The sequence below is a fragment of the Carnobacterium jeotgali MS3 genome, assembly GCF_000745125.1.
Classification (GTDB): Bacteria; Bacillota; Bacilli; order Lactobacillales; family Carnobacteriaceae; genus Carnobacterium_B; species Carnobacterium_B jeotgali.
Genome location: NZ_JQNF01000003.1, coordinates 232,860 through 253,929, shown reverse-complemented (window position 1 = coordinate 253,929; position 21,070 = coordinate 232,860). Strand labels below are relative to the sequence as shown.

The window sequence follows — 21,070 nt, the reverse complement described above, 5'->3', positions numbered from 1 at the left end:
GAGTAAATATGACGAATTTTTTAAATTGGCTTGAAACGAAATTCATGCCGCCATTAGCTAAGCTATCGGAACAAAAGCATTTAAAAGCCATCCGCGATGGAGTTATCTCGACATTATCTTTAATTATTATTGGGTGTTTCTTCTTAGTTATTGGAAATCCACCAATCGCGTCTTGGGCGGAAGCCATTGCACCATATGCAGCACAAATTGCTATTCCCTTCCGTATCACAACGGGTTTGATGTCGTTATATGCCGCTTATGGGATGGGTTATAGTTTATCCAAATCGTATAAATTAGATGGGGTTACCGGTGGAGTTCTGTCGTTAGCAACTTTCTTAATGTTAACGGTTCCAGTAAACGTTGATGCATTATTGCCTGAAGGAGAAGCAATTGGTTGGGTTTTACCAATGGGAAATTTAGGCGGTTCAGGTATGTTTTCAGCTATTTTAGCTATGATTTTTGCAGTTGAAGTTTTGCGTTTATTTAAACAAAAGAACTTAATGATCAAAATGCCAGAACAAGTACCGGATTCGGTTGCTAGAAGCTTTGAAGCGTTGATCCCTGGTACATTTGTGATCGTCTTTGTCTGGATCATCCGGGTTATGCTTGGATTTGATATTAATAAAATGTTGATCAGCATCTTTACACCGTTAAACAATCTTTTAGGCAATAATTTATTGGGTGTATTGCTTCCAGTAGTCTTGATCACAATGTTATGGGCAGCTGGTGTGCATGGTGTGAGTGTTATCGGTTCAATTGTTCGCCCGATGTGGCTAGTGATGCTTGAAGCAAATGGACAAGCGATGGTTAGTGGAACACCTGCTAATGAATTGCCGTATATTGCGCCTGAACAGTTTTACCAATGGTTAGTCTGGATTGGTGGATCTGGTGCAACACTATCCTTATGTATTTTATTGTTGTTTACCAAATCAGCTTATCTAAAACAAGTTGGACGTTTCTCAATCATTCCGTCAATCTTTAATATCAATGAACCATTGATATTCGGAACACCGATCGTAATGAATCCAATTTTAGCGATTCCTTTTGTTGTGGCTCCATCTGTGACGACAGTCATCAGTTATTTTGCAGTGAAATTTAGTATCATTAATGGCTTTTCCGTGAACGCTCCGTGGACATTACCAGCTCCAATTGGTGCTTTCTTATCAGCAGGAAATGACTGGAAAGCTGCCGCATTAGTTTTGATTAATATGGTTATAGCTGGGTTGATCTACTACCCATTTGTTAAAGTTTACGATAAAAAAATGGTCGAAGAAGAACACACAGAAATGGCCGAAAAAAATAAACTTCAAACAGATACGGTTGCGGGTTAATCTGCTCTGAAAAATAAGTCTGAACAAATAGAAATGTGGTTGAGGCAGTTGTCTCAGCCCTTTCTTATTTTACTAAAAGGAGGAACTACTCATGAGAATTGCACTTATTATTTTTTTAATCGTCTTTGTATTAGCAGGGGTTAAGTTAGTTGGTTTCTTGCAGAAAAAAAACATTTATATTAATCGATGGATTTTTGGCTTTTCAGCCTTCTTGGTCGTTTTGATTCCAACGATTCTTTTTCAAAATTTGCCAACAGCAGTAAATTACGGCTTGTATTTGCTATCCGGAATGTGCGCCATCATGTTTTTTGAAACAGGGCGTATTATGATTGAAAAGAACCAAGTAAGAGGCGTCATTCGTGCAAGTCAATTTCCAAATAAGAAAACGAAATAAGCTACTGGAATTTTTCGTTTATCATGAGTTAAAGAAGGTGAGCAGAAATGTTAGAGTACCGTAAGATACGAGAAGATGAAATCGATCAAATGGTCGCTATTAGGGATTATTGTTTTCGCAATCGCTACACTGGAAAAAGGTTGGAGGATTTTTGTCAGTGGGCTAAAGTCAGCAACTCTATTGGAGCGTTTAATGGCAACAGTTTAGCGGGTCAAGTGATGGTATTTCCACTAAAGATGGCTATTCATGGGCAAACATTTTCTATGGGCGGCATTTCTTTTGTCGCTACGTATCCTGAATACCGCAATGAAGGCGTGATGAAGCAACTCATGAGGCGTGTATTAGTAGAGATGCGTGAACAAGGTCAATGGGTATCCGTATTAGGTCCTTTTTCGGTTTCCTTCTACCGTCACTTTGGCTGGGATCTTTTTTTTGATAAAGTGCAGTATACGTTTCCGACCCAGTTGTTTTCTATGAAAAAAGGGGACATGGGGAGAATCGAACGCTTTAATTATCAGGAAAACCGAGAACAATTGGCTCACGTAAAAGAAGTGTACCAAGCGTATGCGCTTAAAACGAATGGAATGATGATACGCAGTGAAGAGTGGTGGAAACGTCTTGAAATGAGACAATCGGAGGCTTCGTTTGCCTTAAGTATTGACCACAATGGACAACCTCAGGGATTTATTCGTTACGTGATGAACGATTTAAGGTTTGAAGTGTTGGATCAAATAGCCCTTAATGTGTCAGCTGAAAAAGCTTTATGGGAATTTATTCGCGTGCACCGCTCTAATTTTACAGAAGTCAGCGGTACAGCAGCTGTTCAGCAATCATTTGGTAGTCAATGGGATGAACCCCAATTCAAAAAAGAGATCGTGCAGGACAGAATGATTCGAATCGTTGACGTTGAGCATTTTTTAGCGGCTTATCCTTTTCAAACGTTAACCAAGCGGCTATATCTGAAAGTAATAGATGCGTTTGCTCCATGGAACCAAGGGGTTTATGCCATTGATTCTCAAGGTGTGGTGAAGATAGTAGAACATGAAGTGGCACAAGAAGAGTATTTAGAGATGGATATTGCTAGTCTGTCATCGTATTTAGTGGGGTACCATGATCTTAAGTGGTACCACTACCACGAAAAAGCAATCGTTTCAGAAACTGTGTTAAATGAATGGGATCAAGCCATTCCCAAAGAACAGCCACAATTTTATGGGCATTTTTAAGTTTAAAGAAAAGAGGAAATAAGAATGAGAAGATTAGGCATTTCAGTTTATCCAAATCATAGTTCCGTTTCAGAAATCAGAGACTACATCGATTTGGCAGCAGGGTACAATTTCAAACGAGTGTTCACTTGTTTATTATCGGTCGAAGGAGATAAAGAAACAATCGTCCAAGAATTTACCGATGTGATCACGTATGCAAAAGAAAAAGGAATGGAAGTTATCGCAGATGTTAGTCCAAAAGTATTTGGCGAACTCGGCATCAGTTACAACGATTTGACATTCTTTAAAGAAATCGGCGCAGACGGCATCCGTTTAGACATGGGCTTTACTGGGAATGAAGAATCGATTATGACGTTTAATCCGCAAGACTTGAAAATTGAGTTGAATATCAGCAGTGGGACCAAATACTTAGATAATATCATGAGCTACCAAGCGAATGCAGCTAATTTAATGGGATGCCACAACTTTTATCCCCACCGCTACACTGGGTTGAGTTACGATCATTTCATCGAGACAAGCAAGCAATACAAAGCACATGGCTTGGTAACGGCTGCTTTTGTGAATTCGCCATCTGCTCATATTGGTCCATGGCCGGTTGATGAAGGGTTGTGTACGTTAGAAATGCACCGTGAATGGCCAATTGAGGTACAAGCGAAGCATCTATGGGCTACCGAAGTAATCGATGATGTGATCATTGCTAATGCTTTTGCCAGTGAAGCCGAATTGAAAGCCTTGAGCGAATTGAATCCTTACCAATTAACCTTAACATGCGAATTAGAAGCAGACGTTCCTGAATTGGAAGCAAAAATCGTTACAGAAGAATTTCACTTTAACCGTGGAGACGTATCAGATTACGTGATTCGTTCAACGCAAAGCCGTGTGAAATATAAAGGCCATGAATTCGTGCCATTCCACACACCAGACATGAAAAAAGGCGATATTATTATCGAAACGTCTTTATATGCGCATTATGCTGGTGAATTGCAAGTCGCCTTGCAGCCAATGAAAAACTCTGGCAAATCGAATATTGTGGGACATGTAGTGGAAGAAGAGCAATTCTTATTGGATTATTTGAAACCATGGCAAAAATTTCAATTCAAACTAAAAACAAGCAATTAAGGGAGACGAAGTAAATGGAAGAGTTAGAAATGATTATTTTTGATATTATCGGGCATGGCGGAAACGCGCGTGCGTTAGCGTATGAAGCCCTAGAAAAAGCACGTGCTGGTTTATACGAAGAGTGTGACCAATTGATGGAAGAGTGCAAAAAAGAAATGAACTTGGCTCACAATACTCAAACGAAATTGGTGCAAGATGAAATTCGTGGAGAAGACATCAAAATCAGCTTATTGTTGATCCATGCGCAAGACCAATTGATGACGTCAATGGCGGAACAAACCTTGATTATGCAAATGATTGAAATGCAAAAAGAATTGAACGCTTTAAAAAAATAAATGAGGTGAGAGAATGACCTTTGCAGTTGGAATTATGTCGGGTACATCATTAGATGGCGTCGATGCAGCGCTTGTAGAGATTCATGGAACCAATACGGATACAACCGTTAAGCTAGTCGAATTTACGACTTATCCATTAGGAAAAGACATCATTAAAAAAATTAAAGAGGTCTTGTCGGTTGAAACATCTTCAGTCGACAAAATCTGCAGTTTGAATGTAGAATTAGGGTATGTTTTTAGTGAAGCCGTTAAAGCCGTTTGTGAAAAAGCGGCTTTTCCACTTGAACAAGTTGATTTTGTAGCCTCACATGGTCAAACAATCTACCATTTGCCGGTACCTGGGGCTCATCAAGTAGCTTCAACGTTGCAAATTGGAGAATCAGCGGTTATTGCAGAAGAAACCAAGTCCATGGTCGTTTCTGATTTCAGGACCCGTGATATGGCAGTAAAAGGACAAGGTGCGCCAATCGTACCGTATTCTGAATTTGTCTTATACCGCGATACAAAGCGCACGCGCTTATTGCAAAATATCGGTGGAATCGGAAATGTGACGGTGATACCTGCTGGAGCACAGATGGAAGATGTTCTAGCGTTTGATACAGGACCTGGAAATATGATCATTGATGAATTGTGCCAACACTTTTACCAAGAAGCGTATGATGAAAGTGGGGCATACGCTGCTAAAGGCAAAGTCAATCAAGGCTTGTTAAGTGAAATGATGGCTCATCCATATATTGAAAGACCGTATCCTAAAACAACTGGACGAGAAGATTTTGGTGTGGAGTATACGGCTGCTTTGATTAAAAAGTGGGGGACTAGGGTAACGCCAAATGATTTTATTGCAACGGCTACTCAATTTACTGCGCAGTCCATTGCGGTAAACATCTGTGACTTTGTCGATGACCAATCAGATTTGATTATTGGGGGTGGCGGAAGTTATAACGCTGTTTTGGTTCAAATGATCAAAGAGCAATTGCCTCATGTTAACGTGCTTATTCAAGAAGAAGTCGGTTTTTCTTCTGAAGCAAAAGAAGCCATTGCGATGACCATTTTAGCGCACCAGACCATTCATCATTTGCCAAGCAATGTGCCGAGCGCGACAGGTGCAAGAAAACCCGTTATATTAGGAAAGATAACGTATTATCATTAGATTGATTTCTTTGGAATTTTCCTGTATCTTTTGATTATACGAGGTGAAAGAGCATGGTAGGAAATAATATTCTAGGCCGGATAAAAAGCGTTCTTGATGATCTTCCTAATTCTGAACGGAAAATCGGCGAGTACATATTAACTTATCCAGAAGAAACGATAAAAATGACAACTTCACAGTTAGGAATAGCTGCAGAGTCGAATTCGACGGCGGTTATTCGGTTGTGCAATCGGATTGGTGTTAATGGTTTTACAAAATTAAAAGTAAATTTATCTGCAGAAATTGTTTCGGTGGATGAATCTGGCTATGCAGAAATAGAAGCTGAAGAAACGATTGGCACAATTAAAAACAAATTACTGACGAATGCTTTTAAGTCAATGGAAGAAACCATTTCATTGATGAATGAATTTGACATTGAACGAGTCATTGAATTGATTGAGTCAGCTTCGATGGTTTATGTTTATGGAGTTGGCAATTCGCGCATCATCGCTGAAAATATGGTTCAGAAGTGGAGTAGAGTAGGGAAAATTGTTATTTGTCCCACCGATAATCACCAATTGGTCTCTATGTTAGGCGCAGCTCCGAAAAATGCGCTCTTTTTTGGCATTTCTAACTCAGGAGAAACTAGGGAAATTATTGAGCTCATCAAATTAGCGAAAAAATACGCTCTTAAAACTGTTGGTTTGACACAGTTTGGCCAAAATAGTTTAACTAATAAAGCTGACTATACGATCCAAACAGTAAAAACCATTGAATCTGACAATCAATTCATCTCAAGTTCGTTGCATGCACAATTGATTGCAATTGATGTTTTATTTTACTCATTCTTGTCTAAGAACTATGTAGCCGGGACAGAAAGAATCAAACAATCAAGAGAAGAAATGAATCAGTATAAGAAGAGATAGTGAATAGCAATTAGCAGTATTTTTTAGTCTTAGTTAGTCTTAGTTAGTCTTAGTTAAATTAACTCAAGCTGGTTTTTGATTTTGAGTGGACGCAATAAGCTTTAATTCGACTAGCTTATAAAGGTTTTTCTTTTGGGAAAGAGTAATGTGGAATTTCGTCATTAGGAAGTGTCATCCGTTTATCTAAAGCTTCCATGGCACATAAATAGTTCGATTTGCTACGATTTTTAACGACTAGCATAATTTCTGTCTCCTTTTTATTAGAGTACGCATAAAAATAGTATTACCATTTCTAATAAACTTAAGAAGGGATTGGTTAAAATCTCTAGTGTGAAACCTGGGCGTTCTATTCGTCGAGTTTCTAAAGGTATGTTATGATTCACTTAAAGACAGAACATTTGGAGGAAAGAGAATGACTATGAACCTTTATCGAAAGATCAATGTGAAAAGCCCAGAAGAAATGACTATTACTTTACAAAAAGCTTATGAATCAAATGAAGTTCCGCAAAAAGGCGATTTTATTAAAGATTCAATGTTTGTTGATCCTGATGAAATTGAAGTAATCGAGGTTACAAAAAATGGAGATACGTATAGTGTTCATTTAAGACCGCTAGAAATTAGTTATGCGACAGATGAACACAATAAAAATATGGTCAATGCGTATAAAGAAAACGGCTGGACAAGCGATACTTATTAAAAAAAGAATAGACTGCTAACGGCCATTTAATATGCGGCAGTTAGCAGTCTATTTATTTGGAAAGTAATCTAATTCATTGATGGCTCACAGTTGGTTAAATTCGATTGACTCTGGTCTTGATAGCAGCTTCTTGTACGGATTTAGCAACGGCAGGGCAGACTCGCGGGTCTAAAGCATCTGGAATCACATAATCCGCTTTTAGTTCTTCTGGAGTAATCAAGGAAGCAATCGCATGAGAAGCTGCGACTTTCATAGCTTCGTTGATATCAGATGCTCGGACGCTGAGAGCCCCTTTAAAAATTCCAGGAAACGCTAAGACGTTATTGACTTGATTAGGAAAATCACTGCGCCCAGTTCCTATGACAGCAACGCCAGCTTTAGCCGCCAGTTCAGGCATAATTTCTGGAACGGGATTGGCCATGGCAAAAATAATAGGATCAGTTTTCATGTTTTGAATCATCTCTGGTTTGAGAATATGGGCAGCGGATACGCCAATGAAGACATCGGCATCTTTTAAAGCTAAGGTCAAGTCCCCATGCTGATTCGTCAAGTTGGTTACATTGGTCATATGTTGTTGTTCATTGTTTAGATTAGGTGTGTCATTAGCAATAATACCGTGTTTATCAGCCAAAATCAGGTTCCTAACACCAAAATTTAACAGGTGTTTTGCGACAGCGATTCCGGCTGAACCAGCTCCGTTTACAACGACTTTTATGCTGGTAAAGGATTTGCCAACTAATTTTAAGGCATTGATCAATCCGGCCGCAACGACGATGGCAGTTCCATGTTGGTCATCATGGAAAACAGGGATATCCAGTGAGGCTTTCAAGCGGCGTTCAACTTCAAAACATTCAGGAGCTGCGATATCTTCGAGGTTGATGCCGCCAAAACTCCCACTGATTTGTTCGATCGTTTGCACAATGGTATCGACGTCTTTTGATTGGATGGAAATGGGAAAAGCATCGATATCGGCGAAGGATTTAAACAAAACGCATTTGCCTTCCATCACCGGCATAGCCGCCGCCGGACCAATGGCGCCCAATCCAAGCACGGCAGTTCCGTTAGTAATGACCGCTACTAGATTATTTTTACGTGTCAGTTCATAAGCTTTATCAGGGTTATCTTCAATGGCTAAGCAAGCTTCGGCTACTCCAGGAGTATACGCGAGGGCCAGATCTTCTCGGCTATTGAGAGGGACACGGCTAGTAATTTCAATTTTTCCATTCCATTCGTAGTGTTTTGCTAGAGCTTCTTTTTTATTATCCATGGTTATCCCCCTTACTGTTCAAATGGGAAGCGGTAATCGGTCAATCCAGCATCATCGCGGATCGCAATCAGTTCTTTTTGAACGGGTTCACTAACGGGTAGACCCGTTTTTTTGCGTTCTTGCCAAATCAAGTATTCTTTTTCACCAGCTGTATAGATTCGTTCAGCACCGGGAGCTTTTTCGGCAGCTCGCAGTTCACGCATAATATCGCCGGTCGTTTTCTTGAAGCTTTCTAGCCCCATAAAGGCTTCCGTATCAATGGCAATGAAAAAGTGACCTAAATGGAATTTTATTTTTTCACCGTTTTCTCCAATTCCGGACAGCATACTCAAAAAATTACCTTGTTGTAAAGCAGCCGAAAGAACTTCCACAATCGTAGCGTAGCCATAACCTTTATAGCCGGAAAGATTTTCTCCAATACCACCCAATGGAGCAAGAGCAGCTTCACCAGATTGAAGAGCTTTCAAGATTGTTGGAGAATCGGTCATAGTAGAGCCGTCATGAGCAATAACTGTACCGGCAGGAGTATCTTTGCCTTCACGTTCATAAAGTTCGATTTTGCCTCGTTGAATGATGGAAGTAGCACAGTCTAAGGTGAATGGAAAAGCTTCATCTGTTGGAAAGCTGACAGTCAATGGATTCGTACCCAATTTATTTTGCACACTGAATGTTGGAGCAATTGAAGGTCTGGCGTTCGTTCCGCTCATGCCAATACAGCCAGCTTCAGCCGCCATATCGGTATAATAACCGGCAATCCCAAAATGAGTCGAATTCCTTACTGCGACCATGCCCATGCCATATTGTTTAGCTTTATCAATGGCCATTTGCATCGAACGGTGGGCAATGACTTGTCCCATGCCGTCATGTCCATCGACTACAGCAGTTGTAGGTGTTTCACGTACAATTTCAAATTCAGTGATTGGATTCTGGATTCCTTCTTTGATTCGATCGATATAGATGGGTTTAAAACGATTTACCCCATGACTTTCAATTCCTTTTTTATCTGACTGCAATAAAACATCGGTACAGATTTTTGCATCTGCTTCAGGTATTCCATAGGCCATAAAAGCTTTCTCAACAAACTCGGTCAAAAATTTCCATTCAACAAAACTTGACATAGTGACTTCCTCCTTAATATTTTTTGTGAAAAAACGAACAAAAACAAATAAATGAAAACGTTTTCTTTAACGCCTATAGTCTAGCACAAAAAAGGACGCAACTCAATTATTGGAAGGGTTAAAAAAGATTATTCCTAGCCGGATAACTTCCCAATTTGGAAAAGCTTTACAAATCTCATTAGTCGTTTACACATATTTAACAAGAAGTTGATTTGAAATCCATATGAACTTGTTAAGCTATCTTTGTTGAAAGAAACATGCAACTTCAAAAAAGGGCAATAAAATCCCTATCTAACTGAGGAGGAAACAAACATGAGTCAATTTAAAAAAGGATTAGTATCAACATTATTAGCGGGAGCGTTACTTGCCGGATGTGGAGCAGAAGGAGAAGCAACCGACACAAAAGCAGTCGATTTGAATGGATTAACAATGGAAGAAATCCAAACAAAAGCAACTGAAGAAGGTGAAATTCAGTCTGTTGGGATGCCTGATACGTGGGCAAACTGGGGCGAAACGTGGACTGAAATCGAAGAAGAGTATCAAATCACTCAAGCAGATACGGATATGAGTTCAGCAGAAGAAATTGCTTTGTTTGAAGCTGAAAAAGATGATCCAACGAAAGATATTGGTGACGTAGGCCAATCGTTTGGTCCGATTGCGGAAGAAAAAGGGGTAACGATTCCATATAAAACGTCTTATTGGGATGAAGTTCCTGAGTGGGCAAAAGACGATGATGGCGATTGGGTCGTTGGTTATACCGGAACGATTTCATTCATCACGAATACAGATGCTGTAAAAGAGGCACCAACTTCATTTGCGGATATCTTAGAAGGCGATTATAAAGTAAGTGTAGGGGATGTGAATGCAGCGACTCAAGCTCAAAATGCGGTATTAGCTGCAGCAATTGCAAATGGCGGAGATGAAACCAATCTTGATTCAGGGATTGCTTTCTTTGCAGAATTAGCTAGTCAAGGTCGATTAGATATGGGAGACACGGATTTAGCACGTTTAGAAGCAGGAGAAATCGAAGTCGGGATTTACTGGGACTTTAACGCATTAAATTATGCGGATTCGATTGAAGCAAGCAATCCCAATGCTTCATTTGACGTAACGATTCCACAAGACGGAACGGTTCAAAGTGGCTATGCAACGATTATCAATGCTTATGCGCCAAACCCGCATGCGGCAGCTTTAGCAAGAGAATACATTTTATCGGATGAAGGACAAGTCAACTTAGCAAAAGGCTATGCTCGTCCAATTCGTGAATCAGTAGAACTGCCTGCAGAAGTACAAGAAAAATTGATCAATCCAGATCAATACAGTGCAGCTCAACCAATCGAAGACAAAGCAGCTTGGGATGAAGCGGCAGCTAGTTTAGGCCAAAAATGGCAAGAAGAAGTATTGACAAAAATTCAGTAGTCGACAAGTTTGGAGTGTTAGAAAATGAACAAGGTAATTTTGGTAGTACTAGATGGATTAAATGCGCGGACAGCTCATACGTATATGGGTTTTCTAGAACACTTGATTGAAAACCAGCAATGTGCGGCATATACGGTGAGAGCTGAATTGCCGGCACAATCTCGACCGTTATATGAAGTGATCCAAACGGGTGTGCCAGCACACTTAAATGGGATTGTTTCAAATGGGACTGTTCGTCGCTCGACAGAAAAAAGCGTGTTCCAATTGGCAAAAGAAGCGGGGCTGAAGACTGGAGCCGCAAGTTACCATTGGGTGAGTGAATTGTACAATAAGGCTCCATTTGATCCAATGACTGACCGCATTCAGTTAGACATGGACCGCATCATTCAAAATGGGTTGTTTTATTATGAAGATCATTACCCCGACAGTCATTTGATTGCGGATGGTGCTTTTTTAATTCGGGACAAACAAACGGATTATACATTACTCCATTCAATGAATATTGACGATACCGGTCATAAATTTGGTTCGCAAAGTAAAGAGTACGTGCAAAAAGCAGTCACAATGGATGCTATCTTGTCCAATTATCTGATGGATTGGCTGGGAAAAGGGTATCAAGTCGTTGTGACGGCTGATCATGGTATGAATGAATACTTTACCCATAATGGTGTAACGGATGATGAAAGAAAGGTTCCTTTATACGTCTTTTCTACTAAAGTCACTGCTGGTGATTTCCGAGAAACGCTTGTCCCTCAATTGCAGCTAGCTCCTTTACTGTGCCATTTATTGGGCATCGAGAAAAGTGACGCGATGCAAGAATTGACATTTATTTAAGGAGGAACAAGGTCGTGGCTAGCAAAAGAAAAAATTTAAGTTATTTAGTCTTTTTACTGCCGTTTCTGGTATTGATCGTTTTATTTGAGATCTTCCCATTGGTCAGCATTTTGATCAATAGTGTGAAACCCGTTGAAACGGCCGGTTTTACACTTGAGCATTTTACAAGTATTTTTACTAGCGAGTACTACATGATGTCGATTCGCAACAGCTTGATGATTGCCGTGTTTTCTTCACTGATTGGTTTAGCCGTTGCGGTTATAGGAGCTTATGCCATTCATCATGCGACACCTAAAGTAAAACGATTTTTTATCAACTTAATCAATATGACATCTAATTTTCAAGGCATTCAATTAGCTTTTGCTTTTATTATTCTACTGGGAAATTCCGGCGTACTGGTCTTGATTGGCCAGCAAATGGGTGTGGATTTCTTGGCTGACTTTGATGTGTATTCCAGCACAGGTATTCTATTGACCTTTATTTATTTTCAAATTCCTTTGGCAACTTTGTTAATGTATCCCTCATTTGATGCGATTCATCAGGAATATAAAGAAGCCGCAATGTTGTTAAATGCATCGAATTTCAGCTTTTGGATGCGTGTCGGCATTCCAATTGTTCTGCCAAGTATTTTTGGGACGTTTTCAGTGCTATTTTCAAATGCATTAGCCGCTTATGCCACACCATACGCGTTAATGGGCAATAATTATGCGTTGCTACCGATTCGTATTTCGGCGATGTTTACGGGAGATGTTGTGCAGCAAGTCGAATTAGGCAGTGCATTATCTGTGATCTTATTGCTTTTGATGAGTGTGATGACACTCATCAGCACCAATCTATTGAAAAAAATGAGAAAGGAAGGCTAACATGCAAAAAAAACACGCTTGGTTTAACAATGTCCTCTTATTCGTCCTCTCATTGGTGTTAGTATTGCCACTCATTGCTACATTGGTGAATTCTCTGTTCAGAGACTTTACTAGTATCATCCCAAAAGGGTTCACGTTCTCGTTTTACGCTGAACTGTTTACTGGAGAGAATCAAATTTTGCCCGTATTGTTACGGACAGTAGTCATAGCCGTTATACCGACTATTATTCTGTTAATTTTATTGTTGCTGGCTATGTATGCCATCCAAGTTTATTTTCCAAAACTAGATAAATACTTAGATATTTTATCTAAAATTCCTTATGGCATCCAAGGTGTTATTCTGGCTGTCAGTATTCTATCGCTTTACTCTGGCGGAGGCGGAATTTTATCTAATCGGATTTTGCTTTTAACAAGTGCGTATTGCATCATTATATTGCCTTACATGTACCAAGGCATCAAAAATGCTTTAGTAACGATTGAAGTAATGCCTATTCTAGAAGCAGCTGAGATCTTAGGTGCCAATAAAGTGTATGCGTATTTTCGAATTGTTGTTCCAAGTATCACAAAAGGGCTGCTTGCTACGATGCTCTTATCAACAGGCATTCTTTTTGGTGATTTTGTATTAGTCAATATTTTAGCAGGAAGTTACTACAAAACGATGGGGATTTTCTTGAATGAGATTCGAGGATCTTCTGGGCATGCAGCTAGCGCAGTATCCGTAATCATGTTCGTTGTGATGCTGATCTTGTCTTTTGGTGTGAACAAATTAAATAAAGATACTAAATCCAAACGAAAATCAGCTAAAGCAATCAAAACCAGTCATTCAAAAGTAAAGGAGCACACGAATCATGAGTTATATCGAGTTTAAAAATATTAAGAAGTCCTATGACGGAGAAAACTTAGTTTTAAAAGATTTAACCTTATCGATAGAAGAAGGGCATTTAGTTACCTTGCTAGGTCCATCTGGCTGTGGAAAATCGACTTTGCTCCGTTCGCTAGCCGGGTTTGAAAGCTTGGACAGTGGCACCATTACCATCAATGGAAAAGACATCACTAATTTGCCACCCGGAAAACGTGAGATTGGCATGGTCTTTCAGCAGTACTCGCTTTTTCCAAATATGACGGTATCAGAAAACATTGCTTTTGGCCTGAAAATGAAAAAACTAGATAAGACGATCATTAAAGAAAAAGTAGCCCGGATGATCGATATAGTGGATTTGAAAGGGAAAGAAGCGACTTACCCAAAAGAATTATCTGGTGGACAAAAACAACGCGTAGCTTTAGCACGTGCGATTGTGAATGAACCTAAAGTATTGTTGCTAGATGAACCTTTATCGGCTATCGATGCTCAGTTACGCAAGACGCTGCAAAAACAAATTCGTCGGATCCAAAAAGAACTGAACATTACAACAATTTTTGTTACACACGATCAAGATGAAGCCATGATTCTATCTGATGTGGTTCATGTTATGAACCAAGGAAAAGTGGAACAGTCGGGTAAACCAACGGAAATTTACACACACCCCAAAACGCATTTTGTCGCTTCTTTTATGGGCAACTACAATGTCTTGGCACCGCAACAATTTGAGCAACTTTCTGGAATGAAAAAGGATGCTAACATAGCGATTCGTCCGGAAGTGATTGATTCATCTAAAACACCTTTTGAACAGGATGAAGAACGCTATACATTAGCTGGTAAAGTAGTCGATCAATCGACTAGCGGCAATATTTTAAGCTATTATGTGGATTGTTCAGGCGTAAACCTTCGAGTCGACGAACTGTACCGCTCGTTTAATTTATTTAAAGTTGGCGAAGAGGTTCATTTAAGCTTTGAAAAACGCAACTGCCTTGAAGTATAATGAATAAAACAAGCAACGTGTATTCGTGAAAGCAGCTGCACGAGCTGTTTTTTACGGATACTTTTTTAGTTAAAGAGGAGGAGAGCAAGTAATGGTTATGTATGATCAGCATATGCACACGTATTTTTCACCAGATGCGTCTGAAACCTTTGAGGCGTATTTGAAGCAAACAACTGGCCCAATTGTGACAACCGAGCACTTAGATTTCAATGATTGCTACAATGGCGGACAAGATACGGTATTGAATTATGATGACTACAGCAATAGAATCGATCAGCTGAATACTAAATACGACAACCGGATCCGAAAAGGTATTGAAATTGGGTACACCAAAGATTCCCATCAACAGATTACTGATTACTTGAAGGGGAAAAAGTTTGATGTGCAGTTGCTAAGTGTGCATCAGAATGGTGAATATGATTTTTTACAGCCCGTTGTAAAAGAAAAAGAAGCTCAAGACGTGATGGACGAGTATTTTTCGTTGTTACTGGAAGCACTTGAGAACTTTCCCACAGCCAATGTACTCAGTCATTTTGACTATGGCATCCGCTTATTTGATGTTTCGGTAGAAGACTTGCAAGACTATCAAGAGGTGTTAAAAGCGGTCTTGCAAAAAGTCATTGACAACAAAATGGCTTTTGAATTAAATACACGCAGCATGTACCAATACGGAAATGTCGCTCTTTATGAGCAGATGATCAGCTGGTATCTAGCATTAGGCGGATCCTCTTTTTCGCTAGGCTCGGATGCACACTCGATCGACTATTATGGGTTTTATTTTGGTGAGACCATGACATTGTTGGAAAAGTATAACATTTCTAAGGTGACGGTTTTTGAACAACAAAAACAGAAGGAATTGACATTAGATTCATTGAGGAAATAATTACGTATTAAGGGATAAATGGAAAGTGAACGATAAAGTACATCGATGTAACTAAATACAAAAAAACTGCCAATAAATTTTCATTGGCAGTTTTTTTGAGTCTAGCTTACTGTTTAATGCGCTAAGATTTCAGCTTCTATTTTATCAATAGGGTAATTCGAGTAAAGGTTAAAAAAGTTTTCAGGATCTTTGATAACTAATTCTTTTAAGTTTTGTTTATTCAAACTATCAAAAATGGCGATTGCGCGATTGATAAGCCCAGGTTCAGAAACGTCACCGGTTTTTGTCATACAGACTTCTTTGCGGACCAATGCAATAGCCCACATGATGTGAGATTCTGTGCGCACACTTTCTTCTTCCAGTTGCTTGATGTAAAACAACGCTTGTTCGTATTTTTTATCAAGTAGAAGCAAGTTCGTTACGTGCAGCAGAAAATTGATTTTTAACGTTGTTGCTTCTTCAAAATGGGGGTATTGAGCTAAAGTTTCTAAGGCTCGGTCGGTAAATAGAGCAGCTGTATTACTGTCAAATAAGTACAAAATACTATTGATAATATGCAATTCAGCTAAGTACCAGCTGTCTAAATTTTCCATACGTTTCCAAACGTTTTGAGCATAACCTTTAGCCTTAGTCAAATCTTGTTCAGCTAATAAGACCGCATACCCGCGACAAGCATTTAGAATATCTAAGGTCAATTGATCGTAACGTTCTTGGGCTAATTTTTCTCCCATAACAATAATCTGGTTGACCGATTCACGCGTTAGATTTTTTTCTAATTGCTTAAATAAATGGAGAATCGTTTCTTTTTCGCCTAATTTACGGTCATTTAAAATGAAAATGAACTCTTCATGAGACATATCCATGTGATCCAATATAGCAAGATATTTAGAAAGAGTAGGGGTAATATCATTACTTTCAACTTTGGTGTAAGTTGAACGAGCCATTTTATGATCCGAAATTTCTTGTTGTGTATAGCCTTTATTTTCTCTGATTTTCTTAAGTGTTGAGCCGATGGGAACGTTTATGTCTAACATTTGAAAGCCTCCTAAAATAGTCCTGTTATTATTGTAACCTTTTGTAAAAAAACAAGGTGTACTAGGTATACTTATTGAAGAAAAGGATTCAAGTTGAGATCAGCCAACGAATCCAACGATTAAATTGTTTATAGGAAGTAGGGATGACGTATTTCGAACATAGAAGAATCAACCAAACCAACATCTCTTCAACAAAAACAATATTTTTATATCGTTAAGGGAAAAGACAGGACAATTCGACTGGAGATAGAAAATTCCGACGTATTAATAAATGCCGATGGTGTACTAGATTGTCCAATTGATACGGTATTGCGTAAGAACAACTATGCATTTGATGATTTAAATAGTTGGATAGCGAAAGAAATTCAGTTCATTGTTGTGAAGAATGGTGTTGACCACATCCTTCACACGATTCATTTAAATGTAAATCTTTAAATGATTCATATTAGTTTAGCATGAAAAATCAAAAAAAAGATTAAAAATTCATAAAAAGTAATAGCTGTAATTGAATTATGAACAAAAAATGACAAATCAAAATATCTTTTTAAATCAAAGACAAAAGAAGGTCATTTCGTTTGGAGAAGTAAGTGGTTGTAGTACTTTTTTAAGTGTATAAAAAGAATAATTATACAAGAACAACAAGTGCTATTAAGTGAGAACTGCATCAAAAAGAATGATTGCTGAAAAGTGAACGACTCCATTTTTAGGAATCGTTTTTTTATTGAATACATTATTGTTTTTTATAAACAACTTAATTTAAAAGAAAGATAGCAACAGATCTTTTTTTTAACTATTTGCTCCCGGAATTGTTCTGTTTCTCTTTTTTCAGTGCTACACTAAGAAAAAGAGAGATGAATGAAAAGAGGGAATAACGTGGAAAGTTTAGATCGAACAAAAGACGGCTTATATTATGCAAAGCAAGTACAAGATAAAAAAATCTCAGTCAAAGATTTAATAGAAGAATCGTTTCGAATCATTGAAAAAGAGAATCCAGTACTTAATGCAGTGACACATATACGAAAAGAAAAGGCACTGGCTGAAGCGGAGACACGTGATTTTTCTAATCAAGTATTTGGAGGCGTGCCGATTTTACTAAAAGGGATAGGCCAAACTTTAGCAGGAGAGCCTAATACTTCGGGATCTTATTTGTTAAAAGAGGCAGTTGCTCAAACAACAAGTCATTATGTAAGAGCTTTGGAAAGAGCCGGTTTTGTAGTAATTGGACAGACAAATGTCCCCGAATTTGCCTTTAAAAATATTACTGAACCAGAACTTTATGGACCAGCACGCAATCCTTGGAATCTAACTCATACACCAGGTGGTTCGAGTGGCGGAGCTTCAGCAAGTGTAGCGGCTGGAATGGTGCCAATTGCTGGAGCAAGTGATGGTGGTGGATCGATTCGTATTCCTGCTTCTTTTACGGGATTAGTGGGTTTAAAACCGACTCGCGGGCGTACGCCAATTGGTCCTGGTGTTGGGAGAAGTTGGCAGGGAGCATCTGTAAGCTTTGCGTTAACCAAATCGATGCGGGATACAGCTGCGATGTTAGATACGTTACAAGTTTTGCAACCGGCTGCGGCCTTTCAAACACCTTTATTTGAGCCAGGTTATTTAAAGACACTCCTTTATGCGCAACCAAAGACTTTTCGTGTTGCGTTCTCACTTGAATCGCCAATTGGCACAGCTGTAAGCGAAGAAGCCAAAAGAGCGGTATTGAAAACGGTCAAGTGGCTTGAAGCGAATGGGCATCAAGTGACCGAGAAAAAGCCAGACATTGATGGAATCAAATTAATGAAGTCGTACTATGTGATGAACTCTGGTGAGACGGCAGCTATGATGGTAGGCATTGAAGAAAGTCTGAAACGACCCTTGACGATCGATGATATGGAATTGGGCACTTGGGTACTGTATAATGCTGGGAAATCTACGTCAGCTGCCAATTATTCCAACACGCTAGCGACATGGGACCAAGCAGCTGAAGTGATGGCGGACTTTAATGAAACCTATGATTTGTATTTGACGCCAGCTACTGCAGATGCTGCTCCAGAAGTCGGTGTTCAATGGCAAGACGAGTTCGTTCTTGACCAAATGCGCCATATCGGGGAGTTTTCGATGGCTCAGCAACAGCAAATTATTTGGGATATGTTTGATAAAAGCCTAGCGATAACGCCATTTGGGATGCAAGCTAATTTAACTGGTCAGCCTTCAATTAGTTTGCCTGTTCATTTAACAGACAGTGGATTACCTTTAGGAGTACAATTTACCGCCCCAAAAGGCAGAGAAGATTGGTTATTGCTGATAGGCCAGGCATTAGAAGAGGATGGACAATTTAGTTAATAGCCTAAGGGGTTCAAGGATCGCTCGGTCCCTTTTAGCTTGTCTAAAAAACGGTTTATTAACCTAACGAGTACTAGCTTGGTAGGTTAATTTTGTCTATTTGGTGTCAAACAGCCTAAAAAGATTGATTAACTTTATAATTGCGTTAGACTAACTAAAGAGCTTAAATTGAGTACATAAAAGAATGGAAGACACAAATAAAATGAAAATGAAGTTAATCCGATTGCTGATAGCTATAAGTGTAATGCTCTTTGTTAACGTGGAAAGTCCATCCGTTACGGCCGCGGATTTTTCTAATGAAGCAACAGAAGAGGTTCCAGCGGATAAAATTGTTGTGAGCGATAAGTTGATGATTGAACCTAAAAAAGTGCATGCTGGAGAGCAAGTCTCTTTCAAGTTAGCATTGCCGGAAGAGAATGATTATGAAACAATTATTCTAAGCTATCTTTCTAGTGAAACAAAGACAGAGGTAGACGTTACTTTAACGTATGATAGCGAAAAAAAACTTTACGAAGGCATACTAAAAACAGGTAATGACACAAATGTTGGCATTTGGCAGTTCACCAAAGCAGTGGGAATCGATAAAAATAAAGGTGTAAACGTATTGGAAACGACTCCTTTAACGAGCGAAATTGAAGAACTAAAACAAGGGGATTTTGAAGTAATTCCGCATCCAACGTCTGTACTAGATCTTCCATCAATCAAAGTTGAACCAAAACCGGTTAAGATTGGTGAAACACTTCAATTTAGTATGAAATCTATCAAAAATGTCGCCTTGACTAATGTAACGGTTGTTTACCGCTCTTCGATTGAAAATAATGAGAAAACCGACCAGCGGCTAACACTATCCTTAACATATAATGAAGAAACAAAAGAGTATGAAGAGAAATTTGCTGCGATAGCACCTGATTTAATAGGCGATTGGGTGATTGAGTACATCAGTGCTTCAGATGCTAACGGGAACCCGTATAAATTGTTTAACCAATTTGTAATTGAATGGGACAAAGAAAAGGTGCAAAAACAAATCAATGAACTAAATGCACAACTAATCAAAGAACAATCAGTTGAAGAATTAGAAGTTACAGCCATACAGGAAAAAAATGCTGTATTGAAAGAAACTATTAAAAAGTTAGAAGCAACAATAGCAGCAAAAGAAAAACTGCTCCAAGAAAATCTTTCAATTGGAAACTTTACTATTGAAGAAAATTTGGTGGAAGAGGAAATTGATCCAATTATTGATGAAGAGATTCCTGCGGAAAATGAAGAAAGCCTAGCAGAAACAGAATCAACTAATTCGTTAACAAACCCTAATCCAGCTGTAAATAAAGAAGAGGCAGTAACGGATTTGGCTGATAAGCAAAAAAATGAAGCAGGCTCATCCAGCACGGCAAGTGAGAGCAAGTCAGCAAATGAAGAGTCTAACCAACTAGTCAACAAGACCTCAATTGGTGATGAACCAGTAATTGATGAAAAAACAGATGTAATGAAACTTTCAAAAGGGTCATTGTTAATTGTTCTTGCGGCTTTTATTATCATTAATGGTTTTATATTCAAATTTTAAACGAGTAGCTTTTGCTTTCAAACTCTCAGAATTGGGAGGGTTTGGAAGCTTTTTTGCATTGTTTGGTTTGTTGTCGGGTGTGCGATAAGTGGGTATGCTGTAAGAGTACAAGGCCTTGTAACAACAAAACGAAGGATTTGAAAACAGATGATAAGATTATTGAGCGAAGAAAAAGAACGAGCATTTTTTGATCAGCATGCAGGAATCGTCCATGGAGCATTGAAAAAATTGGGTGTATACCGATCACATCCAGATTACGATGATTTTGTGCAACAAGGATTGTTAAAGTTGGTAGAAGCTTACGAAACATTTCCTGAAGATTTGGAGCAAGAGGCCTTTCTCTATCAATTTACGGGTTACGCCTATAAAAAAGTTCGGTGGCATATGCTTGATTTATTACGAAAACAGCAGCGCAAATGGAACTATGAAATGCCCTGGCCAGATGAGGTGGCAACGGAGCAGCCTGATACGCAGTTGTCATTTGAACAATCTTATCAAGACATGGATTTATTAAAAGAAATGTTGCCTCTTTTAACTAAAAATGAACAAGCTTATTTATTAGATGCGGTTGTTAAGCAGTTATCGGTTACGGAAATTGCTACAAAACAAGGGGTAAGTCGTAAAACGGTTTACCAATGGAAAAAAAGAGTTGCTGAAAAGTTAAATCATTTCCTACTTATTTTGAAAGATTAAAGATTTCATCCAATAAAAGAAGCCAACAAAAAAGATTAAGCTAAATCA

General features: G+C 38.9%; 21 protein-coding genes. 17 read left to right on the top strand and 4 right to left on the bottom strand.

Translation table 11 applies throughout. The annotated features are described in order from the left end of the window. Positions 1-8: 8 nt before the first annotated feature. The 7 genes from BP18_RS01425 (at position 9) to BP18_RS01395 (ending at position 6,457) form a co-directional block, all read left to right on the top strand. Positions 9-1,331 (top strand): PTS sugar transporter subunit IIC, encoded by a 1,323-nt coding sequence (locus BP18_RS01425; RefSeq protein WP_029276901.1) that lies wholly within the window; start codon positions 9-11, stop codon positions 1,329-1,331. A gap of 91 nt (positions 1,332-1,422) precedes the next feature. Further along, a complete protein-coding gene (locus BP18_RS01420; protein WP_029276903.1) occupies positions 1,423-1,725 on the top strand; it encodes a hypothetical protein in 303 nt (100 codons plus the stop codon). A 47-nt stretch (positions 1,726-1,772) separates the two neighbouring features. Continuing rightward, on the top strand, positions 1,773-2,948 hold the full coding sequence (locus BP18_RS01415; RefSeq protein ID WP_029276905.1) for a GNAT family N-acetyltransferase: 1,176 nt from the start codon (positions 1,773-1,775) through the stop codon (positions 2,946-2,948). Positions 2,949-2,972: 24 nt separating this feature from the next. Then, positions 2,973-4,067, top strand: a complete 1,095-nt coding sequence (locus tag BP18_RS01410; RefSeq protein ID WP_029276908.1) for a DUF871 domain-containing protein — start codon at positions 2,973-2,975, stop codon at positions 4,065-4,067. A 14-nt stretch (positions 4,068-4,081) separates the two neighbouring features. Then, positions 4,082-4,402 (top strand): PTS lactose/cellobiose transporter subunit IIA, encoded by a 321-nt coding sequence (locus BP18_RS01405; protein ID WP_007725357.1) that lies wholly within the window; start codon positions 4,082-4,084, stop codon positions 4,400-4,402. 13 nt (positions 4,403-4,415) lie between these two features. Further along, positions 4,416-5,552: an anhydro-N-acetylmuramic acid kinase AnmK gene (gene anmK, locus BP18_RS01400; protein ID WP_029276910.1), complete on the top strand. Its 1,137-nt coding sequence runs from the start codon at positions 4,416-4,418 to the stop codon at positions 5,550-5,552. Positions 5,553-5,605: 53 nt separating this feature from the next. Further along, a complete protein-coding gene (locus BP18_RS01395) occupies positions 5,606-6,457 on the top strand; it encodes a MurR/RpiR family transcriptional regulator (RefSeq protein WP_029276912.1) in 852 nt (283 codons plus the stop codon). A 115-nt stretch (positions 6,458-6,572) separates the two neighbouring features. On the opposite strand, the gene BP18_RS12915 is transcribed toward BP18_RS01395, so the two are convergent. Next, on the bottom strand, positions 6,573-6,698 hold the full coding sequence (locus tag BP18_RS12915) for a hypothetical protein (protein ID WP_269319386.1): 126 nt from the start codon (positions 6,696-6,698) through the stop codon (positions 6,573-6,575). A 171-nt stretch (positions 6,699-6,869) separates the two neighbouring features. Here BP18_RS12915 and BP18_RS01390 point away from each other — a divergent pair, with 171 nt between their 5' ends. Next, the gene (locus tag BP18_RS01390; protein WP_029276914.1) at positions 6,870-7,154 is read left to right on the top strand and encodes a hypothetical protein; all 285 of its coding nucleotides are present in this window, start codon (positions 6,870-6,872) and stop codon (positions 7,152-7,154) included. Between the two features lie 94 nt (positions 7,155-7,248). Here the strand turns inward: BP18_RS01390 and BP18_RS01385 are convergent, their stop codons facing one another. Both BP18_RS01385 and BP18_RS01380 read right to left on the bottom strand, forming a co-directional pair. Continuing rightward, positions 7,249-8,421: an NAD(P)-dependent malic enzyme gene (locus BP18_RS01385; RefSeq protein ID WP_029276916.1), complete on the bottom strand. Its 1,173-nt coding sequence runs from the start codon at positions 8,419-8,421 to the stop codon at positions 7,249-7,251. Positions 8,422-8,432: 11 nt separating this feature from the next. After that, positions 8,433-9,539, bottom strand: a complete 1,107-nt coding sequence (locus tag BP18_RS01380; protein WP_007725313.1) for an Ldh family oxidoreductase — start codon at positions 9,537-9,539, stop codon at positions 8,433-8,435. A gap of 312 nt (positions 9,540-9,851) precedes the next feature. On the opposite strand from BP18_RS01380, the gene BP18_RS01375 reads away from it, so the two are divergent. The 6 genes from BP18_RS01375 to BP18_RS01350 all read left to right on the top strand — a co-directional run bounded on the left by BP18_RS01375 (position 9,852) and on the right by BP18_RS01350 (position 15,397). Continuing rightward, the gene (locus tag BP18_RS01375) at positions 9,852-10,958 is read left to right on the top strand and encodes an ABC transporter substrate-binding protein (RefSeq protein ID WP_029276918.1); all 1,107 of its coding nucleotides are present in this window, start codon (positions 9,852-9,854) and stop codon (positions 10,956-10,958) included. 24 nt (positions 10,959-10,982) lie between these two features. Beyond that, complete coding sequence (locus BP18_RS01370; RefSeq protein WP_029276920.1) at positions 10,983-11,792, top strand: alkaline phosphatase family protein; 810 nt, start codon at positions 10,983-10,985, stop codon at positions 11,790-11,792. A 14-nt stretch (positions 11,793-11,806) separates the two neighbouring features. Beyond that, the gene (locus tag BP18_RS01365) at positions 11,807-12,655 is read left to right on the top strand and encodes an ABC transporter permease (protein WP_029276922.1); all 849 of its coding nucleotides are present in this window, start codon (positions 11,807-11,809) and stop codon (positions 12,653-12,655) included. A gap of 1 nt (position 12,656) precedes the next feature. Next, positions 12,657-13,523: an ABC transporter permease gene (locus tag BP18_RS01360; protein WP_051669227.1), complete on the top strand. Its 867-nt coding sequence runs from the start codon at positions 12,657-12,659 to the stop codon at positions 13,521-13,523. Further along, positions 13,504-14,514, top strand: coding sequence for an ABC transporter ATP-binding protein (locus BP18_RS01355; protein WP_029276926.1), 1,011 nt, complete (start codon positions 13,504-13,506; stop codon positions 14,512-14,514). The genes BP18_RS01360 and BP18_RS01355 overlap by 20 nt, the downstream gene beginning before the upstream one ends. Before the next feature lie 91 nt (positions 14,515-14,605). Further along, a complete protein-coding gene (locus BP18_RS01350) occupies positions 14,606-15,397 on the top strand; it encodes a histidinol-phosphatase HisJ family protein (RefSeq protein WP_035050167.1) in 792 nt (263 codons plus the stop codon). A 113-nt stretch (positions 15,398-15,510) separates the two neighbouring features. Here BP18_RS01350 and BP18_RS01345 read toward each other — a convergent pair whose 3' ends face one another. After that, entirely contained in the window at positions 15,511-16,431 is a 921-nt protein-coding gene (locus BP18_RS01345; RefSeq protein WP_029276930.1) for a helix-turn-helix domain-containing protein, read from the bottom strand. Positions 16,432-17,304: 873 nt separating this feature from the next. On the opposite strand from BP18_RS01345, the gene BP18_RS01340 reads away from it, so the two are divergent. From BP18_RS01340 to BP18_RS01330, 3 genes are all read left to right on the top strand, one after another. After that, positions 17,305-18,768: an amidase gene (locus BP18_RS01340; RefSeq protein ID WP_035050164.1), complete on the top strand. Its 1,464-nt coding sequence runs from the start codon at positions 17,305-17,307 to the stop codon at positions 18,766-18,768. A 202-nt stretch (positions 18,769-18,970) separates the two neighbouring features. Next, positions 18,971-20,329, top strand: coding sequence for a hypothetical protein (locus BP18_RS01335; protein ID WP_156097215.1), 1,359 nt, complete (start codon positions 18,971-18,973; stop codon positions 20,327-20,329). A 147-nt stretch (positions 20,330-20,476) separates the two neighbouring features. After that, positions 20,477-21,022 (top strand): sigma-70 family RNA polymerase sigma factor, encoded by a 546-nt coding sequence (locus BP18_RS01330; protein ID WP_029276934.1) that lies wholly within the window; start codon positions 20,477-20,479, stop codon positions 21,020-21,022. Positions 21,023-21,070: the final 48 nt, after the last annotated feature.